The sequence below is a fragment of the Nonomuraea sp. NPDC050556 genome (genome assembly GCF_044457355.1).
GTDB lineage: Bacteria > Actinomycetota > Actinomycetes > Streptosporangiales > Streptosporangiaceae > Nonomuraea.
Genome location: NZ_JBITGU010000001.1, coordinates 2,192,977 through 2,209,791 on the forward strand (window position 1 = coordinate 2,192,977; position 16,815 = coordinate 2,209,791).

11 protein-coding genes are annotated in these 16,815 nt (G+C 68.7%); 4 read left to right on the plus strand and 7 right to left on the minus strand.

What is annotated here, in order from left to right; all coding sequences use genetic code 11:
* Positions 1 to 9: 9 nt before the first annotated feature.
* From ACIBG8_RS10890 to ACIBG8_RS10915, 6 genes are all read right to left on the minus strand, one after another.
* Positions 10 to 1,908 carry a glycosyl hydrolase family 28 protein gene (locus ACIBG8_RS10890; RefSeq protein ID WP_397342453.1) on the minus strand — a complete coding sequence of 633 codons (1,899 nt, stop codon included), beginning with the start codon at positions 1,906 to 1,908 and terminating at the stop codon, positions 10 to 12.
* Positions 1,905 to 3,620, minus strand: a complete 1,716-nt coding sequence (locus ACIBG8_RS10895; protein WP_397342454.1) for a glycosyl hydrolase family 28 protein — start codon at positions 3,618 to 3,620, stop codon at positions 1,905 to 1,907. Before ACIBG8_RS10895 ends, ACIBG8_RS10890 begins: the two co-directional genes overlap by 4 nt.
* Positions 3,617 to 4,789 (minus strand): hypothetical protein, encoded by a 1,173-nt coding sequence (locus ACIBG8_RS10900; RefSeq protein WP_397342455.1) that lies wholly within the window; start codon positions 4,787 to 4,789, stop codon positions 3,617 to 3,619. Before ACIBG8_RS10900 ends, ACIBG8_RS10895 begins: the two co-directional genes overlap by 4 nt.
* 5 nt (positions 4,790 to 4,794) lie before the next feature.
* Complete coding sequence (locus ACIBG8_RS10905; protein WP_397342456.1) at positions 4,795 to 7,422, minus strand: glycosyl hydrolase family 95 catalytic domain-containing protein; 2,628 nt, start codon at positions 7,420 to 7,422, stop codon at positions 4,795 to 4,797.
* Complete coding sequence (locus ACIBG8_RS10910) at positions 7,419 to 9,215, minus strand: glycosyl hydrolase family 28 protein (protein WP_397342457.1); 1,797 nt, start codon at positions 9,213 to 9,215, stop codon at positions 7,419 to 7,421. Before ACIBG8_RS10910 ends, ACIBG8_RS10905 begins: the two co-directional genes overlap by 4 nt.
* A 74-nt stretch (positions 9,216 to 9,289) precedes the next feature.
* Positions 9,290 to 11,686, minus strand: coding sequence for a PQQ-dependent sugar dehydrogenase (locus tag ACIBG8_RS10915; RefSeq protein WP_397342458.1), 2,397 nt, complete (start codon positions 11,684 to 11,686; stop codon positions 9,290 to 9,292).
* 305 nt (positions 11,687 to 11,991) lie between these two features.
* Here ACIBG8_RS10915 and ACIBG8_RS10920 point away from each other — a divergent pair, with 305 nt between their 5' ends.
* The 3 genes from ACIBG8_RS10920 to ACIBG8_RS10930 all read left to right on the plus strand — a co-directional run bounded on the left by ACIBG8_RS10920 (position 11,992) and on the right by ACIBG8_RS10930 (position 14,412).
* The gene (locus tag ACIBG8_RS10920) at positions 11,992 to 13,497 is read left to right on the plus strand and encodes a glycoside hydrolase family 88 protein (protein ID WP_397342459.1); all 1,506 of its coding nucleotides are present in this window, start codon (positions 11,992 to 11,994) and stop codon (positions 13,495 to 13,497) included.
* Between the two features lie 86 nt (positions 13,498 to 13,583).
* Positions 13,584 to 13,928: a hypothetical protein gene (locus ACIBG8_RS10925; RefSeq protein WP_397342460.1), complete on the plus strand. Its 345-nt coding sequence runs from the start codon at positions 13,584 to 13,586 to the stop codon at positions 13,926 to 13,928.
* A 10-nt stretch (positions 13,929 to 13,938) separates the two neighbouring features.
* Complete coding sequence (locus tag ACIBG8_RS10930) at positions 13,939 to 14,412, plus strand: hypothetical protein (protein WP_397342461.1); 474 nt, start codon at positions 13,939 to 13,941, stop codon at positions 14,410 to 14,412.
* 4 nt (positions 14,413 to 14,416) lie between these two features.
* Here the strand turns inward: ACIBG8_RS10930 and ACIBG8_RS10935 are convergent, their stop codons facing one another.
* Positions 14,417 to 15,040 (minus strand): Lrp/AsnC family transcriptional regulator, encoded by a 624-nt coding sequence (locus ACIBG8_RS10935; protein ID WP_397342462.1) that lies wholly within the window; start codon positions 15,038 to 15,040, stop codon positions 14,417 to 14,419.
* A gap of 109 nt (positions 15,041 to 15,149) precedes the next feature.
* On the opposite strand from ACIBG8_RS10935, the gene ACIBG8_RS10940 reads away from it, so the two are divergent.
* Positions 15,150 to 16,727 carry an ABC transporter substrate-binding protein gene (locus ACIBG8_RS10940; protein WP_397342463.1) on the plus strand — a complete coding sequence of 526 codons (1,578 nt, stop codon included), beginning with the start codon at positions 15,150 to 15,152 and terminating at the stop codon, positions 16,725 to 16,727.
* Positions 16,728 to 16,815: the final 88 nt, after the last annotated feature.

Here is a 16,815-nt window from a genome sequence, read left to right on the forward strand (position 1 = left end):
ACGTGCTCCTTATGCGGGAGTGGGGCCGTTGGACAGGGCGACCTGGTCGAGACGTGCGCCGTCCTCGCGGTAGGCGAAGGTCACGGTGTGGGTGCCCGCGGTGAGGTTGACGGAGAGCGGGGTCTTGGCCCAGTGCCAGGACGTGCCGAGGGGGATGCCGTTCCAGTTGGTCCAGGCGCCGCCGTCGACGCGGACCCAGAAGGAGTCGTCGCCGTCGTTGGCGGCGATCACCTTGGCCCACACCGCGTAGGTTCCGGACTCGGGGACGGTGAAGGTGAGCGTGTCGTGGCCGGTGGCAGGTGCGGTGGTCTTGCTGTTGTTGCCTGAGGCGACGGTGACGTAGGAGCCGCCGGACGCTGTGGCATCGGCGACGACCTGCATGGGCGCGGTGATCGCGCCCGCTTCCGCCTCGCCGTACAGCAGGACGGGGTTTCCGGAGGAGTTCGTCGCCTTGACCCGCAGCGCGCCGCCGGTTGTGTTGGTGCCTGCTACGACATATCCGGAAATGCCGCTTACCCCTACGTCGTAGGGGCTGCTCGAACCGCGCTGGGCGACGAGGTTCAGGGAGACGTTCGAGCCGTCGTCGGTGATGACGGCCGGGCGGTTGTCGTTGGCGTCGAAGCGCAGCTCCCCGTTGATGGTCAGGCCCTGCACGTGGCGGGCCCAGTACCCGAAGGAGGGCCTGGTGCCGTAGTCGCGCGGCGGGTAGGTGGTGAGGAACTCGCCGGGCACCTTCGTCGCGTCCGAGGCGGGGTGGCCGCCGGGGACCTTGAGGTTCACGCCGTCGAGGACCAGGTCGGGGCCGATGTCGACGGCGGGCGTGCCGGTGATCGTGCTGGTCAGCTCGGACCCGCCGGTCGTGCTCGAAGGCTCGGGGGCGGTCAGGTTGCTGCCGGTGACGTTGGTCAGGTGGATGTTCCTGATCCGACCGGCCGGTGGCGAACCCGGGCAGCGTTTGCGCTCGCCGATCTTCATGAAGATCGGCGTGGTGGTCTTGGTGAGCGTGACGTCGGTGTAGTGGACGTCCTCGATGATCGCGCCGTCCATGGAGACGATGCCGATCCCCGCCTTGCCCGCGCCGAGCACGGTGATCCGGTCGAAGCGCAGGTCGCGGAAGTTGCCGCAGGTCTCGGAGCCGAACTGCAGCGCGTTGTTCTCGTGCGAGTAGACAGTGGTGTCGCTGACCCGGACGTTCTGGGTGGTGTAGGTGTGGCCGAGGGCGAAGTCGCTCTTGAACACCAGGGCGTCGTCGCTGGCCTCGATGCGGGAGTTGGTGACGGTGACGTTCCAGCTGTTGATCAGGTTGATGCCGTCGCGCACCCCGGTGTCGTCGTTGATCGTCTTGAGGTTGTCGATGACGATGTCGTGGCAGCCGTTGATCAGCGCGGCGAAGTGGCCGCCGTGCCTGAACGTGACGCCGGACAGGGTGAGGTTCGAGCACTCGGTGATCGACAGCGCCTTGTCGGCCTGGCCGCTGGACGGGTTGCCGGTGATGAGGTTGTGGTCGCCGTCGATCGTCCCTGAACCGGTGATGGTGACGTTGGTCAGGCCGGTGCCCCACATGAGGGCGTTGTGGAAGTGGCTGTGGCCGTAGTCCTGGTAGGAGTCGTAGGAGTTGGACTCCGGCGCGTCCATGCCGCTGGAGGCGGCCTTGATGGTGGCGCCGCTGTCCAGGCGCAGGGTGATGTTCGACTTCAGGTGGATGGTCCTGGAGCGGTACGTGCCTGAGGGGAACACCACGACGCCGCCCGGCGCCGCGCTGGCGGCGTTGATGGCGCGGTCGATGGCGTCGTCGTCGTTGGTGCTGCCGTTGCCGACCGCGCCGTAGTCGCGGACGTTGAACTCGGCGGCCATGGTGGTCTGCAAGCCGGGGATCACCAGCGCGAGGGCGACCAGCAGGCGGATCATGGTGCTACCTCCACGTAGTCGAGGTTCGGCCCGCCGTTGGCGGTGGTCGAGGTGAGCCGGACGGTGTGCGAACCGGCGGTCAGGGTGCCGAGCGAGGTCGTGGTCCAGGTGGTCCAGGCGCCGGTGCCCGGGAAGTTGACGGTCGTGGCCGCGCCGCCGTCCACGGAGAGCGCCATGGGCCGGTTGGTGGTGGTGCCGTTGGCGGAGCGGACCTTCAGCGCGCCGGGGCCGGTCACGGTCCACTCGACGTAGGCGCCGATCACGTTGTCACCGTTGACGAACCCGGTGCCGGAGTAGCCCGCGTGGTTGGACTCGACGACGCCCTGCGCGATGACGGCGTTCTCGGCCTCGTACTTGACGGACGAGCCGCCGCTGCCGTTGATCGAGACGTTGGTGACCACGAGGTTGTCGACGTAGGACGCCGTGGGGGTGGGCGTGGTGATGCCGGTGAAGACGCTGTTGGAGATCGTCACGTTCTTGATGTGGTCGGTGGAGCGGCCGTCCAGGTTCCAGGCCTGTACGGCGCCGCTGATCGTCAGGGCGTCCGCCGTGAAGTTCTGCACGACGGGCGGCAGCGAGCCGCTCGTCTCGTAGTTGAGCGTGATGTACAGGGCGCTGCGCTCCAGGTTGCGCCCGGAGATGCGGCGCAGGTGCACGCCGTCGACGAAGCCGCCCCTGTTGAAGCTGGTCTTGACGTACAACGCGTACTTGACCGGGTAGCGGCCGGGGAAGTCGGCCGCGTTGCACTCGCAGTCCTCGGCGAAGACGTTGCGCACGCCGCCGGACATCTCGCTGCCGACGGTGACGCCGCCCCACCGGCCGCTGAACTTGCAGTTCTGGATCACGATGTTCTGCGACGGCTTGTTCACGCGGCGGCCGTCGCGGTCGCGGCCCGACTTGATGGGGACGCAGTCGTCGTTGGTGTTGAACTTGCAGCCGGTGATGAGCACGTCGGTGCAGGAGTCGGGGTCGCAGCCGTCGCCCTGGGAGTTGGTGGAGTAGAAGGTGACGTTCCTGACGGTGACGTTGGCGCAGTAGACCGGGTGCAGCGTCCACATGGCCGGGTTACGCAGGTTGACGCCCTCGACGAGGATGTTCGTGCAGTTGTAGAGGCCGATCATGTTGGGGCGCAGCTTGTGGCCGCTGCCGAACTGGCGCTGGGCGACCGGGTAGTCGCCGGCGCCCCAGGAGCGGAGCTGGTCGCGGTCGGCGCCGCCGCCGCCCCACGACGCCCAGTCGCCCGCCGGGGCGTTGCCGTCGATGGTGCCCGTGCCGGTGATGGCGAGGTTGGTCTGGCCGTTGGCGTAGATGAAGGGCGAGTAGTTGTAGCACTCGATGCCCTCCCACCTGGTGAAGACGTTCGGCAGGTAGGAGCCGGGGTCGGTGCGGAACCTGATCGTGCCGTTCACCTGGAGGTTGACGTTCGACAGCAGGTGGATCTTGCCGGTGCGGAAGGTGCCGGGCGGGACGACCACCCGGCCGCCGCCCGCCGCGTTGCAGGCGGCGATGGCGTTCTTGAACGCCGCGGTGCAGTCGGTGGAGTTGTCGCCGACCGCGCCGTAGTCGGTGATGCTGAACGCCTGGTCGGGGAAGGTCGGCGGGACGATGCGGGCCAGGATGGCGGGCAGTTCGTCCCAGGGTGACGAGGAAAAGGACACCATGGGCATCACGGCGGCCAGAGCTGCCGCACGCAGGAACTCGCGCCTTCTCATTGCACGACCTCCAGGTAGTCCAGGTTGGGGTTGCCGCCAGAGCCCGTGCCGGTCACCCGGACCTTGTTGGCCCCGGCGACGAGGGTGGTCTGCAGGGTGGCGGTCGCCCAGGTGTCCCAGTTCGCCGTGGTGCCGAACGTGTGGGCGACGGCCGCGCCGTTGACCGCGATCGAGGCCGTACGGCCGGCCGTGGTGCCGTTGGCGTAGCGGATGCGCAGCGTGGCGGGCCCGGCGACGCCGTTCACCGTCCACTCGGTGTAGCCGCCGGCGACGTTGTCGCCGTTGACGAACCCGGTGCCGCTGTAGCCGCTGTGGTTGGACTCGACGACGCCCTGGGAGATGACCGCGCTCTCCGCCTCGTACCGCACGGCGGAGGCGGCGACGGCCTTGTAGGAGCGCAGGTTGCCCAGCAGCAGGTGGCAGTCCTGCAGCGAGCCCGAGGTGTCGCCCAGCGAGCGGTAGATCCCCCACTTGGGCCGCACCCGGTCGCCGAGGAAGGTGTTCACGCCCGTCCTCGTGGCGTCGACCACGGCCGTCGCGCCGTCGCGCAGCACCCACCGCACCCCGCCGGAGGAGCCGATCCTGATCTCGTAGTCGATGTCGATCCACTTGTTCTGCAGCGGCGTCAGGCTCGTGCTGCCGACGGTGACGTCCTGCTGGAACACCTTGTGCTCGATGGTCTGCGCGCCGTCGACCCGGCGCAGCGAGGTGACCGTGATCGGCAGGGACCCGGTGCCCGGCATCTTGGTCTGGAAGATGTGGGTGAAGGTCGTGGTGGCCTTGAGGGTGGACGGGATGTACATCGAGTACGTCACCCGCCACAGCTCCCCCGTCTTCCACTCCAGGTAGGACGAGGAGGACGTGCGGTTGCCCGTCACCTCCTGGCGCTGCCGGTCGGTCATGCTGTCGCGGTCGACCATGTGCATGTTGAAGCGGAAGTGGTCGCTCTCGCCGAAGATGTGCGGCTGACCGGCCGGGTGGGAGTCGGCCCTGTCGTCCTCGACGGTCTCCCATGCGCCCATGTCGTTGGTGGCCGACCACATCTGCTTCCAGGCCATCCCGGCGGGCAGCAGCGTGGCCGCGGCAGCGGCGGCTGCGGTGGAAGGCAGCAAGGGGGCGAAGGCGGCTCCCCCCATCAGGGCGCCGAACTGGCGGCGTGAAAGGTCCATGATCCTTATCCGAGGTCGAGATAGTCGAGGTTGGGACCGCCGTTGGCGGTGGTGGCGGTGAGCTTGACCGTGTGCGTGCCCGCGGCGAGCGAGGCGCTGAGCGTCCTGGTGGTCCAGGTGGTCCACGCGCCGGTGCCGGGGAAGTCGAGCGTCGTGGCAGCGCCGCCGTCGACGGAGACGGCCATGGGCCGGTTGGCCGTGGTGCCGTTGGCGAAGCCGAACGTCAGGCCGGTCGCCGGGCCCTCGACGGTGAACTCGATGGCGCTGCCCGCCACGTTGTCGAAGTTGACGAAGCCGGTGCCGGAGAAGCCCGCGTGGTTGGACTCCACCGCGCCCTGGGTGATCTGGGCGTTCTCCGCCTCGTAGCGGCCCGGCGTCCCCGGCAGGCCCCACGGCGCGCCCGGCTGGGACGCGGTCACCGGCGCGATGACCAGGCTGGGGGCGGCTCCGCCGTACAGGAGGACCTCCCTGTCCTTGGGCAGGGTGATCTGCAGGACACCGCCGCCGAGGTCGGTAACCGCCGCGGGGCTGCCGTCGTCGAGCGTGGCGGTGACCGTGCCGGCGAGGCCGTGCTTGAGCTTGAGCGGCTCACCGGCCAGGGACCTGACCCGGACGAACCGGGTCGCGCCCGCCTGCCGTACCGCGCTGACCAGGAACGCGCCCTGCGTCAGGAAGTCGTGCAGCGTGACGTCGGCCCACGCGGACGGGACGGCGGGGAAGATCCGCACGACGCCGCCCCAGCTCTGGCAGAGCAGGTCGTGGATGGTCTGCGAGGCGCTCAGCGGCGTCTCGATGACCGGGCCCGCCTCGGTGTAGTGGGTGTTGGCGCGGCACGGGAAGCTCGTCGTGGGATCGAAGAACTTCAGCAGGTACGACAGGGCGGTGTCGCCGCGGCCCATCATCGCGTACATGGATCCCGCGCCGGTGTAGCTGTAACCGCGGTGCGCGCCGGTCAGCGCGTGCCAGCGCACGATCGACTTCTCGATGAGCGTCCTGTTGGCCGTCTGGTCCCAGTTGACGAGATACAGGGGGTAGATCTGGAGCAGGTGGGAGTAGTGGCGGTGCGACTGCGCGTACGGCGTGCTGCCGCCGATCATGTACCCGTTGGTGTCTGTCGGGTACGGCGTGAGCGTGCTGAGGGTGTTCTGCCACTTCGTCTTCAGCGGGTCGTCGATGCCGAGCCGCGCGGCGGCGTCGATGAGCGTCTGGCAGCCCCACCTGATCAGCGCGAGGTCGTAGGTGGTGTCCTGCGGCGGCACCACCGGATACTCGGGCGACAGCGTCGAGGGCAGGTGCAGCTTGCCGTCCGAGCCGCTCGCCAGGAAGTGCAGGTAGTAGTTGATCGCCCGCCTGAGCAGCGGGAACAGCACGTCGCGCAGCAGGTTGTCGTCCATGGTGTGCCGGTAGGACAGCCACACGTTGTGCAGCGCCCACGTCAGGTCGCCCACCTCGGCCCCGCTGCCCGGCGTGCCGACGCTGCGGGTGGCGAACATGTCGGAGCTGCGCCCCACCCCGCTGGAGTCGGCGCGGTAGGCGCTGCCGACGTTGGCGGTGAGCTGGGCCCGGTTCTGGTCGAGCGTGCTGGTGACCGAGTCGAGCTCCAGGTGGTTGGAGCCGTGGATCAGCCAGTACTCCAGCTGCACGTTGAGGTTCCACCACACGCCCGGCCACGGGGTGGGCTCCAGCCACGGCCCGGTCGTCGCCATCACCGGGCCGCCCGCGCGGGTGGCGCTGGCGACCTTGTAGAGCTGGATCCAGTGGAAGCTCTGCAGCCGCTGGTCGGGGATGGAGACGAAGCTCTTGCGGTAGAAGGCGTGCCACCAGGCCTGGTGGGCGGTTCTCAGCTGGTCGTACGGCTGCGCGTTCTGGACCTTCTGCAGGCTGGTCGTGGCGGCGGCGCTCGTCGAGGGGAAGCTGTGGGCCACTGACAGGTTCAGCCGGTTGCCCGTCTGGCGGTAGGCGGTCGCCGTCTGGCCGCCGCCCACCAGCGCCTGGAGGACCTGCTTGACGTCGCCGGTGGTCTTGGTGGTCCAGGTGGGGTTGTGGGTGTAGCCGGACGGCGGCGCCTCGCTCGCCTCGCGCGGGCTGTTGGCGGCCTCGGGATGGAAGGTCCAGCGGACCTGCTCGGTGCCGGTCACCGTGGCGTCGGCCACGAACAGCTCGTCGTGGATGAAGGCGGTGAAGGTGATCCTTCCCGCCGTGGTGACGATGGTGCCGGTGAGCTCGGCGTCCCACAGGCTCAGCCGCCAGTCGACGGCGGTGATGGTGCCGACGGGGTCGAGGGTGAGGTGGCCGACGGGGAGGCGGCAGGTGCCGAAGCCGCTGCCGTAAGTGGGGCGGTGGTCCTGGACACGGCCGTGCTGGACGGTGAAGCGGACCTTGTTGGCGCTGGGCTCCTTGTAGACCATGCTGCCGAGCAGGCCGTCGCCGAGGAAGGGGCCCTCGTGCCAGACGGTCGGCATGCGGGCCCAGAGCAGGTCCTGCTTTTTCAGGAAGTCCGACCATTGGGCGTCGGTGGTCATCCGGTTGTCGAGCGCCCACCCCGCCGCCCTTGCCCTTGCTTGCAGGGGAAAAGCACTCACGGCGAGGCCGCCGAAAGCGGACCCGAGTACCACCCGTCGCGAAACGGTCATGCCTGGACCTCCAGGTAGTCGAGGTTGGGACCGCCGTTGACCGTCGTGGCGGTGGCCTTGATGGTGTTCGCGCCCGCGAGGAGCTGGGCGGAGACCGTGGTGGTCTGCCAGGTCGTCCAGGCGCCGGTGCCGTTGAACGGCTTGGCCGCCGCGATCACGACGTCGTTCACGACGATGTCCATCGGGCGGTTCGTGGTCGTGCCGTTGGCGAAGCGGAAGGCCAGAGTGGCGGTCCCCGCAGCCGGGACATTCACCGCGAACTGCACAGAAGAACCGCTCACGTTGTCGTAGTTGACGAACCCCGTCCCGGAGTAGCCCGCGTGGTTGGACTCCACGACGCCCTGGGTGATCTGCGCGTTCTCCGCCTCGTACCGGGTGGCCGTGGGCGGCGTGCCGTACAGGACGCCGTTGATCCGGACGTTGGCGAGCGTCACGTTGTCGGCGTTGGAGATCTGCGGCGCCGGGGTGTCGATCGAGGTGAACGTGCTGTTGGAGATCGTCACGTTCTTGATGTGGCTCGCCGACGACCCCGACAGCTTGATGGCGAACGGCGAGTCGGCGATGTTCAGCCCCTGCACGGTGATGTTCTGGATCACCGGGTTGACGATCGGCCCGTTGCCCGGCCCGGTCAGGCTGTAGTTCATGTCGACGTAGAACCCGCCCCTGTCGCACGGCCCGCCGGTCAGGTTGCGCACGTGCACGCCGTCCACGACGCCGCCGCGCCGGTTGTTGGTCTTCAGGTAGAGCGCGTAGAACGACTTGTAGGAGCTGCCGGGGAAGATCTGGTTGTTCTCGGCGAAGACGTTGCGCACGCCGCCGGACATCTCGCTGCCGACGGTGATCGCGCCCCACCGGCCGTAGTACTTGTTGTTCCTGATCACGATGTTCTCCGACGCCACGCCGACGCGGCGGCCGTCGGTGTCGCGGCCCGACTTGATGACGGTGCCGTCGTCGCCGGTGTCGAAGGAGCAGCCCTCGATGAGCACGTCGGCGCAGCACTCGGGGTCGACGCCGTCGACCATCGCGCCCCGGCTGTAGATCTTGACCCGCCGTACAGTGATATTTCGGGATAAAACGGGGTGCAGGGTCCACATCGCCGGGTTGCGTAGATCCAGGTCCTCGATGAGCAGGTTCGTGCACGAGTAGAGCTGGATCATGCTCGGCTTGAGGAAGTGCCCGTCGCCGAACTGCCGCTGCTCGACCGGCACGCCGTCCACGGCCATCTGCTGCAGCCGCTGCCAGTCCGGGTCGCGCTGGGAGTCGAAGCCGAACCACGGCCCGGCCGCCGCGTTGCCGTCGATGGTGCCGGTCCCGGTCAGCGCGATGTTGGTCTGGCCGCGCGCGTAGATGAACGGCGAGTAGTTGTAGCACTCGATGCCCTGCCAGCGGGTGAACACGTTCGGCAGGAACGAGCCCGCGTCGGAGCGGAAGCGGATCGTGCCGCCCGCCTCCACGTGCAGGCGCACGTTCGACAGCAGGTGGATCTGCCCGGTGCGGAACTTGCCCGTGCCGGGCACCAGCACGGTGCCGCCGCCCGCGGCGTTGCAGGCGGCGATGGCGTTGCGGAAGGCGGGCGTGCAGTCGGTGGTGTTGTCGGGTTTGGCGCCGTAGTCGGCGATGCTGAACGTCCGGTCGGGGAAGGTGGGCGGCACGATCCTGGCCAGGATCGTGGGCACCTGGTCCCACGGATCAGCGGCCTGTACGGCGGAGCCGCGCGCGGCCGTACCGCCGAGACCGGCGACGACGGGCGCGGCGAGAGCGCCCAGGAGCAGGTCTCGCCTGGAGGGAGTCATCGGGGGGAGCTCCAGTCGGGGGGTGGCTCACCCGGCGGCCGAGCGGAAGACGGCCGCCGGGTGAGAGCTGGGGGTTACTGGATGTTCGAGCGGCGGATCACGTCGGCGGCGCCGCTGCCGTTGTTGTCGGAGTTGGTGGAGCCGAACCAGATGGCGCTCGCGTTCGGCACCTTCTCCACCGCGCGGAGCCTGCCGTAGGTGGAGTTGAAGTAGGAGTTGACGGTCGAGACGTTCTCGCCGTTGAGGACGATGCGCCACAGCCGCTGGCCGCGCAGCGCCGCCATGAAGATCGTGTTGTTGACGATGGCGATGCCGCTGGGCGAGGCCTCAGAGACGCTCCAGGTGTACTTGGGGTTCGTCATGCCGGAGACGCTGCAGGTGCCCTCGCAGGTGGGCCAGCCGTAGTTCTTGCCCGGCTGGATCAGGTTGAGCTCGTCGCGCGAGGAGTTGCCCAGCTCCGACTCCCACAGGCGGCCGGCCGAGTCCCAGGCGATGCCCTGCGGGTTGCGGTGACCGTAGCTGTAGACGCGTGTGCCGAACGGGTTGCCCGGCGCTGCCGCTCCGGTCTTGGTGATGCGCAGGATCTTGCCGTTGAGCGAGTTGAGGTTGGGGGCGTTGCTGGACTGCTGGGCGTCGCCGGTGGTGACGTACAGGTAGCCGTCGGGGCCGAACCTGATGCGGCCGCCGTTGTGGTAGCGGTTCTTGTTGATGCCCTGGAGGATCGAGGCGTAGCCGGACAGCGCGGTGCCGTTGAAGTTCATCTTCGCCACGCGGTTTCCCTCCGAGGCGGTGTGCATGAAGAACACCTCCTGGTCGGTCGTGCCGTTCCAGGTGGGCGAGAAGTCCAGGCCCATGAGGCCGCCCTCGCCGTCGGTGGTCTGCACGTTGGGCACGGTGCCGACCTGCGTCTTGGTGCCGGACGGCGTCACCTTGAAGACCTTGAAGGTGTCGCGCTCGGTGACCAGGGCGTAGGTGCCGTCCGGCGCCCAGGAGATGTCCCAGGGCACGTCCCAGCCACCGGCGATGGTGCTCGGCGCCTGCGGGACGGTGCCGCACGAGCCGGTGGTGAAGGAGTCGGAGGCGGGGCTCGACGGGGACAGCTGGCTGGCGGTGTCGCGGGCGACGACGTGCAGCTGGTAGGTCTTGTTGCACTCCAGCGGCACCGTGGCCGTGGTGGTCGCGACGGTGTGCAGGAGCACGTTGTTCTGGTCGTAGATCAGGTAGGCGCTCACCCCGTTGTCGTCGGTCGAGGCGGCCCAGGTGGCGGTGGCCTGGGTGGGCTGCACGCCGCTGATCGCGGGCTTGCCCGGCGCGGTCGGCGGGTTGTCCGGCGGCGCGGGCAGGGTCCTGCAGCTCACCTCCGGGCTGCTGAGCGACACGTTGCCCGAGGCGTCGCGGGCGAAGACCGAGATCTGGTAGTTGAAGTCGGAGTTCAGCCCGGTCAGGGTGTACGGCGGCGCGGGCGCGGTGGCGATCTGGGTGCCCTGGTGGAAGATGTCGTAGGCGACGACGCCGATGTTGTCGGTCGACGGTCCCCAGTCGAGCCTGAGGCTGTTGTGGGTGATCTGGCTGCAGGACGGCTGGCCGGGCGAGGTGGGCTTCTCGGTGTCCCCAGGGCCGGTGACGCGCAGCCGGTCCAGGTTCGGCCCGCCGTTCGCGGTGGTGGCCGTGGCCCTGACGGTGTTGCCGCCCGCGGTCAGGGCGGCGTTGACGGTGATCTCCTGCCAGGTGGTCCACGCGCCCGTGCCGGGGAAGCTCGTCGTCGAGACGGCCGTGCCGTTGACCGCGATCGTCATCGGCCGGTCGGTGGTGGTGCCGTTGGCGAAGCGGAAGGTCAGCGCCTGCTGCCCGGTGGTGGCCGCGCTCACCGCGAACTCCACGTAGGAGCCGGCCACGTTGGTGTAGTCGACGAAGCCAGAGCCGGTGTAACCGGCGTGCTTGGTGTCGACGATGCCCTGCGAGATCGTGGCGTCCTCGGCCTGGTAGTCGGTGAAGTCGCCGCCCGGGGCGACCTCGGCGTCCAGGTAGTCCCAGTTGGGGTTGCCGCCCGCGCTCACCGCGGTGGCTCGGATCTTGTTCGCGCCCGCGACCACGGGGGCCGTCAGCGTGCTGGTGGCCCAGGTGTCCCAGTTCGCTGTGGGGTTGAAGACCCGGTCGTCGGCGACGAGCGTGCCGTTGACGGTGATGTCGGCCGGGCGGTTGCCAGTGGTGCCGTTGGCGTAGCGGAGGGACAGGGTGGCGGTGCCCGCTGTGGCGGCGTTGACCGTCCACTCCACGTACGGGCCCGCGACGTTGTCGCCGTTCACGAAGCCCGTGCCCGAATAGCCGGTGTGGTTGGACTCCACCGCGCCCTGCACGATGGTGGCGTTCTCCGCCTCGTAGCGGGTGGGTGCGGCCGCCGCCGGCGCGGCCACGGCTGTCAACGTCCCTCCGGCCAGCGCGAGGGCGCAGGCGACGGCGCGTAAGTTCATCGGATGCTCCTTGGGGGGAATCTCGCGAAAGATTGGAGCTTTGCACCGTGTTCCCACAAAAAGTCACAGCCGTCAACACGTTGGAGGCTTTGGAGCGGTCCAATCCTTAGGAAACCTTCCTAACTCACACATCCGACCTCTTGTGGAGAATTCTCCAGTGGGATAGGAGTTAGATCAGATAACCCTCGCGAAAGATTGGATCTCTGCTCTGCGATCTCACTGTTTTGGGGTCACGGAGAGGATCACCCCCCGCCATCTGCCGTGGTGAGACATGGGATGTCTCACCTGAGCGTGAGGAGCCAGTCTTGTCCCGAATCGCCGCAGCGGCCCTCGCCATGAGCCTCATGGCACAGTCGAGCGTCCTGTACGAGGCGGAGAACGCCACCATCGTGCAGGGCGTGGTCGAGTCCAACCACGCCGGCTACACCGGGACCGGCTTCGTCAACTACGACAACGTCGCTGGATCGTCGGTGCAGTGGACGATCTCCTCCACCGAGGAGCGCCCCGTCACCCTCGTCGTGCGCTACGCCAACGGCACGACGGCCAACCGCCCGCTGTCGATCTCGGTGAACGGCGCGGCCACCACCGTCGACTTCCCCGGCACCGGCGCCTGGACCACCTGGCGGACCGCCACGCTGGCCGCGACGCTCAACGCCGGGACCAACACGGTCACCGCGACCGCCACCACCGCCAACGGCGGGCCCAACGTCGACTCCCTGTCCGTCGACGACGGCACGACGCAGACCGACTGGTCCGTCGCCGTGGTCGAGTCGACCATGGCCCGCGCCACCCCGACCACGCTGGGCGGCTGGGGCTACACGACCGGCCTCTACCTGTGGGGTCAGTACCTCGTCTGGCAGCGCACCCACGACGCCCGCTACCTGAACTACATCAAGGCCTGGGCCGACCGCTTCGTCGACGCGAGCGGGAACATCTCCAACTCCTTCAACAACCTCGACAGCATGCAGGCGGGCAACGTGCTGCTCGCCCTCTACAAGGAGACCGGCCAGACCCGCTACCGCACGGCCGCCGCCAAGATCAGGACGCGGCTCAACACCTACCCGCGCACCTCCGACGGCGGGTGGTGGCACTCCACCTCGGACTCGCGCCAGGGGCAGCTCTGGGCCGACGGCGTCTTCATGGTCAACCCGTTCCTGGCCCGTTACGGCGCTTGGGTGCAGTCCGACTCCTTCACCCAGACGGAACCGGCCAAGCAGCTGGAGGTCTACTTCAGCCACCTCAGGCGCACCAACGGCCTGCTCTACCACGCCTACGACGAGCCGGGCGGGCTGACGGCCTCGTGGGTGAAGCCCGCGCTGGGCAACACCAACGGCATCTCGTGGTGCCGCGCGATCGGCTGGTTCGGCATGGCGACCGTCGACATCCTGGACATCCTGCCCGCCAACCACCCCAGGCGGGCCGCGCTGATCGACATGCTGCGCACGCTCGTGCCCGCCTACGCCTCCTTCCAGGACCCGGCGTCCGGGCGCTGGTTCCAGGTGGTGACCGAAGGGACGAACACCTCGAACTGGACGGAGACCTCGTGCTCGGCGATGTACACCTACACGATCGACAAGTCCGTCGAGAAGGGGTACGTGGACGCGTCTTACCAGGTCAACGCGGATCGGGGGTACCAGGGCGTGCTGGCGAAGGTGTCGCTGGGCTCCGACGGGCGCACGAACATCGTCGACATCTCCGAGGGCACCAACGTGGACGACGTCCTCAGCTACTACTTCGGCCGCGCCAGGCCGGTCAACGACTTCCACGGCCTCGGCGCGTTCCTCATCATGAACGAGCAGCTCCGCCGTTAGACATTTCCGGACTTTTCCGGATTTGATCGTGACGATATGTCCAGGCTCGGGGGCATTTGTCGAGACATGTCGGCACGCTGGTCGGCGTGAACCTTCTCAACGACCGCAGATTCGTGATGGTGAGCTCGACCGCGAGCGTGGTGGACCCCGACGGGCCCACCACGTTCGACTACTCCGAGGCCGACGGGGTCGTCTGGGGCAGCTACCACGGCGACACCGTCACCCACGGCCGGTTCGTCGGCACCCGCTCCGGCGAGGTCCTGACCATCACCTACGTGCACGCGCTCAAGGCAGGCGGTACGGCGGGCGGCCAGAGCACCAGCCGCATCGAGACCGGCGAGGACGGCCTGCTGCGCCTGGTGGAGGAGTTCCAGTTCGACGGCGACGACGTCCTGCACACGAGCATCTGCGCGGAGGTGCTCCCGGCGTAGTTTGGACGATATGAGGCCCTCACCCCCGTTCCCGCCGACGGATGTCCTCGGCGGGGTCGTGCCCGTGGAGCTGGTCGTCGTCCGCACGCGCACCGTCTTCATGGCGCTGCACTCGGCGACGGCCTTTCCCGGCGGCGTCGTGCTGCTGGTGGAGGTGGCGGCCCGCGCGTCCGGGCTGGACATGTTCCCGCCCGACCCGCAGGACGAGGCGCTCTTCCACGTCGTCTACCCCGACGGGACGCGGGCGGCGACCTACGGGCGCGACCGGGTGAACGGGTCGCTCCTGCACCTCGGCGGCGGCACCTCGGCCGACGACCGCAGCATGACCGGGCAGTGGAGCCTGTGGCTGTCGCCGCTGCCGCCGCCCGCACCCTTCACGTTCGGTGTGGAGTGGCCGAAGTTCGGGATCCCTGAGGCGTCCGTCCAGGTGGACGGTGCCGCCGTGGTCGCCGCCTCCCTGCGCGCCCAGCCGTACTGGGCCTGAGTCCTCACCCCTCCTTGCGGAGCGCGGCGCGGCCCTCGGCGGCGCCGACGAAGCGCATCTTGCCCAGGGGCACCTCCGACGGCTCCGGCGCCGGGCTGCGGCGGACCGGGCGGTCGCTGGGCAGGATGTAGGGGCGTTTCAGCACCTCGTCCAGGATGAACACCGTCTCGGTGGCCTTGACGGCCGGGATGTTGGCCAGCCGCTCGGTGACCATGGCGTGCACGGCGGCCACGTCGGCCATCCGCACCTGGATCATCGCGTCGTGCTGCCCGGTGGTGATCGCGCAGTACTCCACCTCGGGCATCTGCGCGAGCTGCGCCCTGAACTGCTTCCACATCTGCTGGCGCACCGTCACGAAGATCAGCGCCGTGATGCCGAGCCCGGCGCGGACGTGGTCGATCTCGGCGGTGAAGCGCTTGACCGTGCCGTCGGCGCGCAGCGCCTCGAACCGGGTGTAGGCGTTGGCGCGGGAGATCCCCACCCGTTCCGCCAGCGCGGCGACCGAGATGCGGCCGTTCTCCCGCAGGACCTCGAGGATCTTCAGATGCGTCGCGTCCAGCTCAAGACCGATGCCGATACGTCCAGGTGTGCCGCCACCACTCCCACCATTTCTGGAAATTTCACTCATCGGGGCAACATATCGCTCACCAGATGTCTCTGCCGAACGACAGAGGCTGGACATTCTGCCGCACAATCCTCGACATCCCTCGGCTAACCGTCCATCTGGAGGACACACCATGGCGACCCGCTCGCAGACGGCGGCAGTTCTGCTCGCCGGCGCACTCGCCCTAGCCGCCTGCTCGAGCGGCGGCGGCACCGGCTCGGCTCCGGCCGCGCAGGGCGCCAAGACCCTCGTCGTCGACACGTCCTTCGACCTCAAGACGGCCGACCCAGGACGCACCTACGAGCCGACCGGCCTGTTCATCGGCAAGGCGGTCTACGAGACGCTGCTGACCTTCGACGGCGCCGACGTGACCAAGCCGCTGCCTGCGCTGGCCGAGTCGTACGAGCTGTCCCAGGACGGCAAGGTCCTCACGCTGAAGCTGCGCAAGGGCGCGACGTTCAGCGACGGCTCCCCGATCACCGCCGACGACGTCGTCTTCTCCCTCAACCGGGTGCGCGACCTGAAGGGCAACCCGTCCTTCCTGCTCGACGGCGTGGAGACGGCCAAGACCGACGAGTCGACGATCACGATGACGTCGAAGAGCGCCAACCCGGCGCTGCCGTACATCCTGCCCAACCCCGCGCTCGGCATCCTCAACAGCAAGGTCGCCAAGGAGCACGGCGCGACGGCCGACGCGCAGGACAAGGCCGAGCAGTACCTGAACTCGGCGAGCGCCGGCTCCGGGCCGTACACGATCGAGTCGTTCAACGTGAGCACCCAGGTCGTGCTGAAGGCCAACCCGAAGTACTACGGCACCAAGCCCGCCTACGACAAGGTCGTCGTGCGCAACGTCGAGGCGGCCACGCAGAAGCTGAACGTCCAGCGCGGCGACAGCCAGGTGGCGCTGAACCTGTCCGGCGACCAGGTCAAGGGCATCTCCGGCGGCCAGGTCGTGCAGAAGACCGCGTCGGCGAACGTGATCTTCCTGCTGGCCAACCAGGACTCCGGCGTCAGCAAGACCACCACGAACCCGAAGTTCGTCGAGGCCGTGCGCAAGGGCGTCGACTACGCGGGGCTGCTGGAGCTGGCCGGTGAGGGCTCGGCGCAGGCGCCGGGCGTCATCCCGTCGCAGCTGCTCGGCGCGCTGCCCGCGGACCAGGCGGTCAAGCGGGACGTCGAGGGCGCCAAGGCGGCGCTGGCGGCCAGCGGGCTGGCTAACCCGACGGTGAAGCTGGAGTACCCGAGCGAGCTGACGGTCAACGGGCTGTCGTTCCAGCCGCTGGCCGAGCGGATCCAGGCGAACCTCAAGGAGGTCGGCATCACCGTCGACCTGGCGCCCGCGCCGATCACCACGGCGCTGGACAACTACCGCAACGGCAAGGAGGAGTTGGGGCTTTGGTACTGGGGTCCTGACTACCCGGACCCGAGCGACTACCTGGCGTTCCTGCCCGGCAAGACGGTGGGCCTGCGTGCCGGGTGGAAGGCCGGTGCGGCCAAGGAGATCGAGGCGGCGGGTGAGAAGGCGGCCACGGCGGTGGGCGACGACGCGCGCAAGCAGGCGTACGCCGACGTGCAGACGCAGCTCAACGCGAGCGGGCCGTTCATCCCGCTGATCCAGCCGAGCCAGAACATCGTGACCGCGGCTTCGGTGACCGGCCTGGCCTACCACCCGGTGTGGACCGTCGACGTCGCAGACCTCGGCAGCAAGTAGCCATGCCACCCACCCCGGACCCCCACGACCCACACCCCGACCCGGAAAGACCCACACCCGGTGAAGTCCCCTCAAAGGAGGGGGTCCT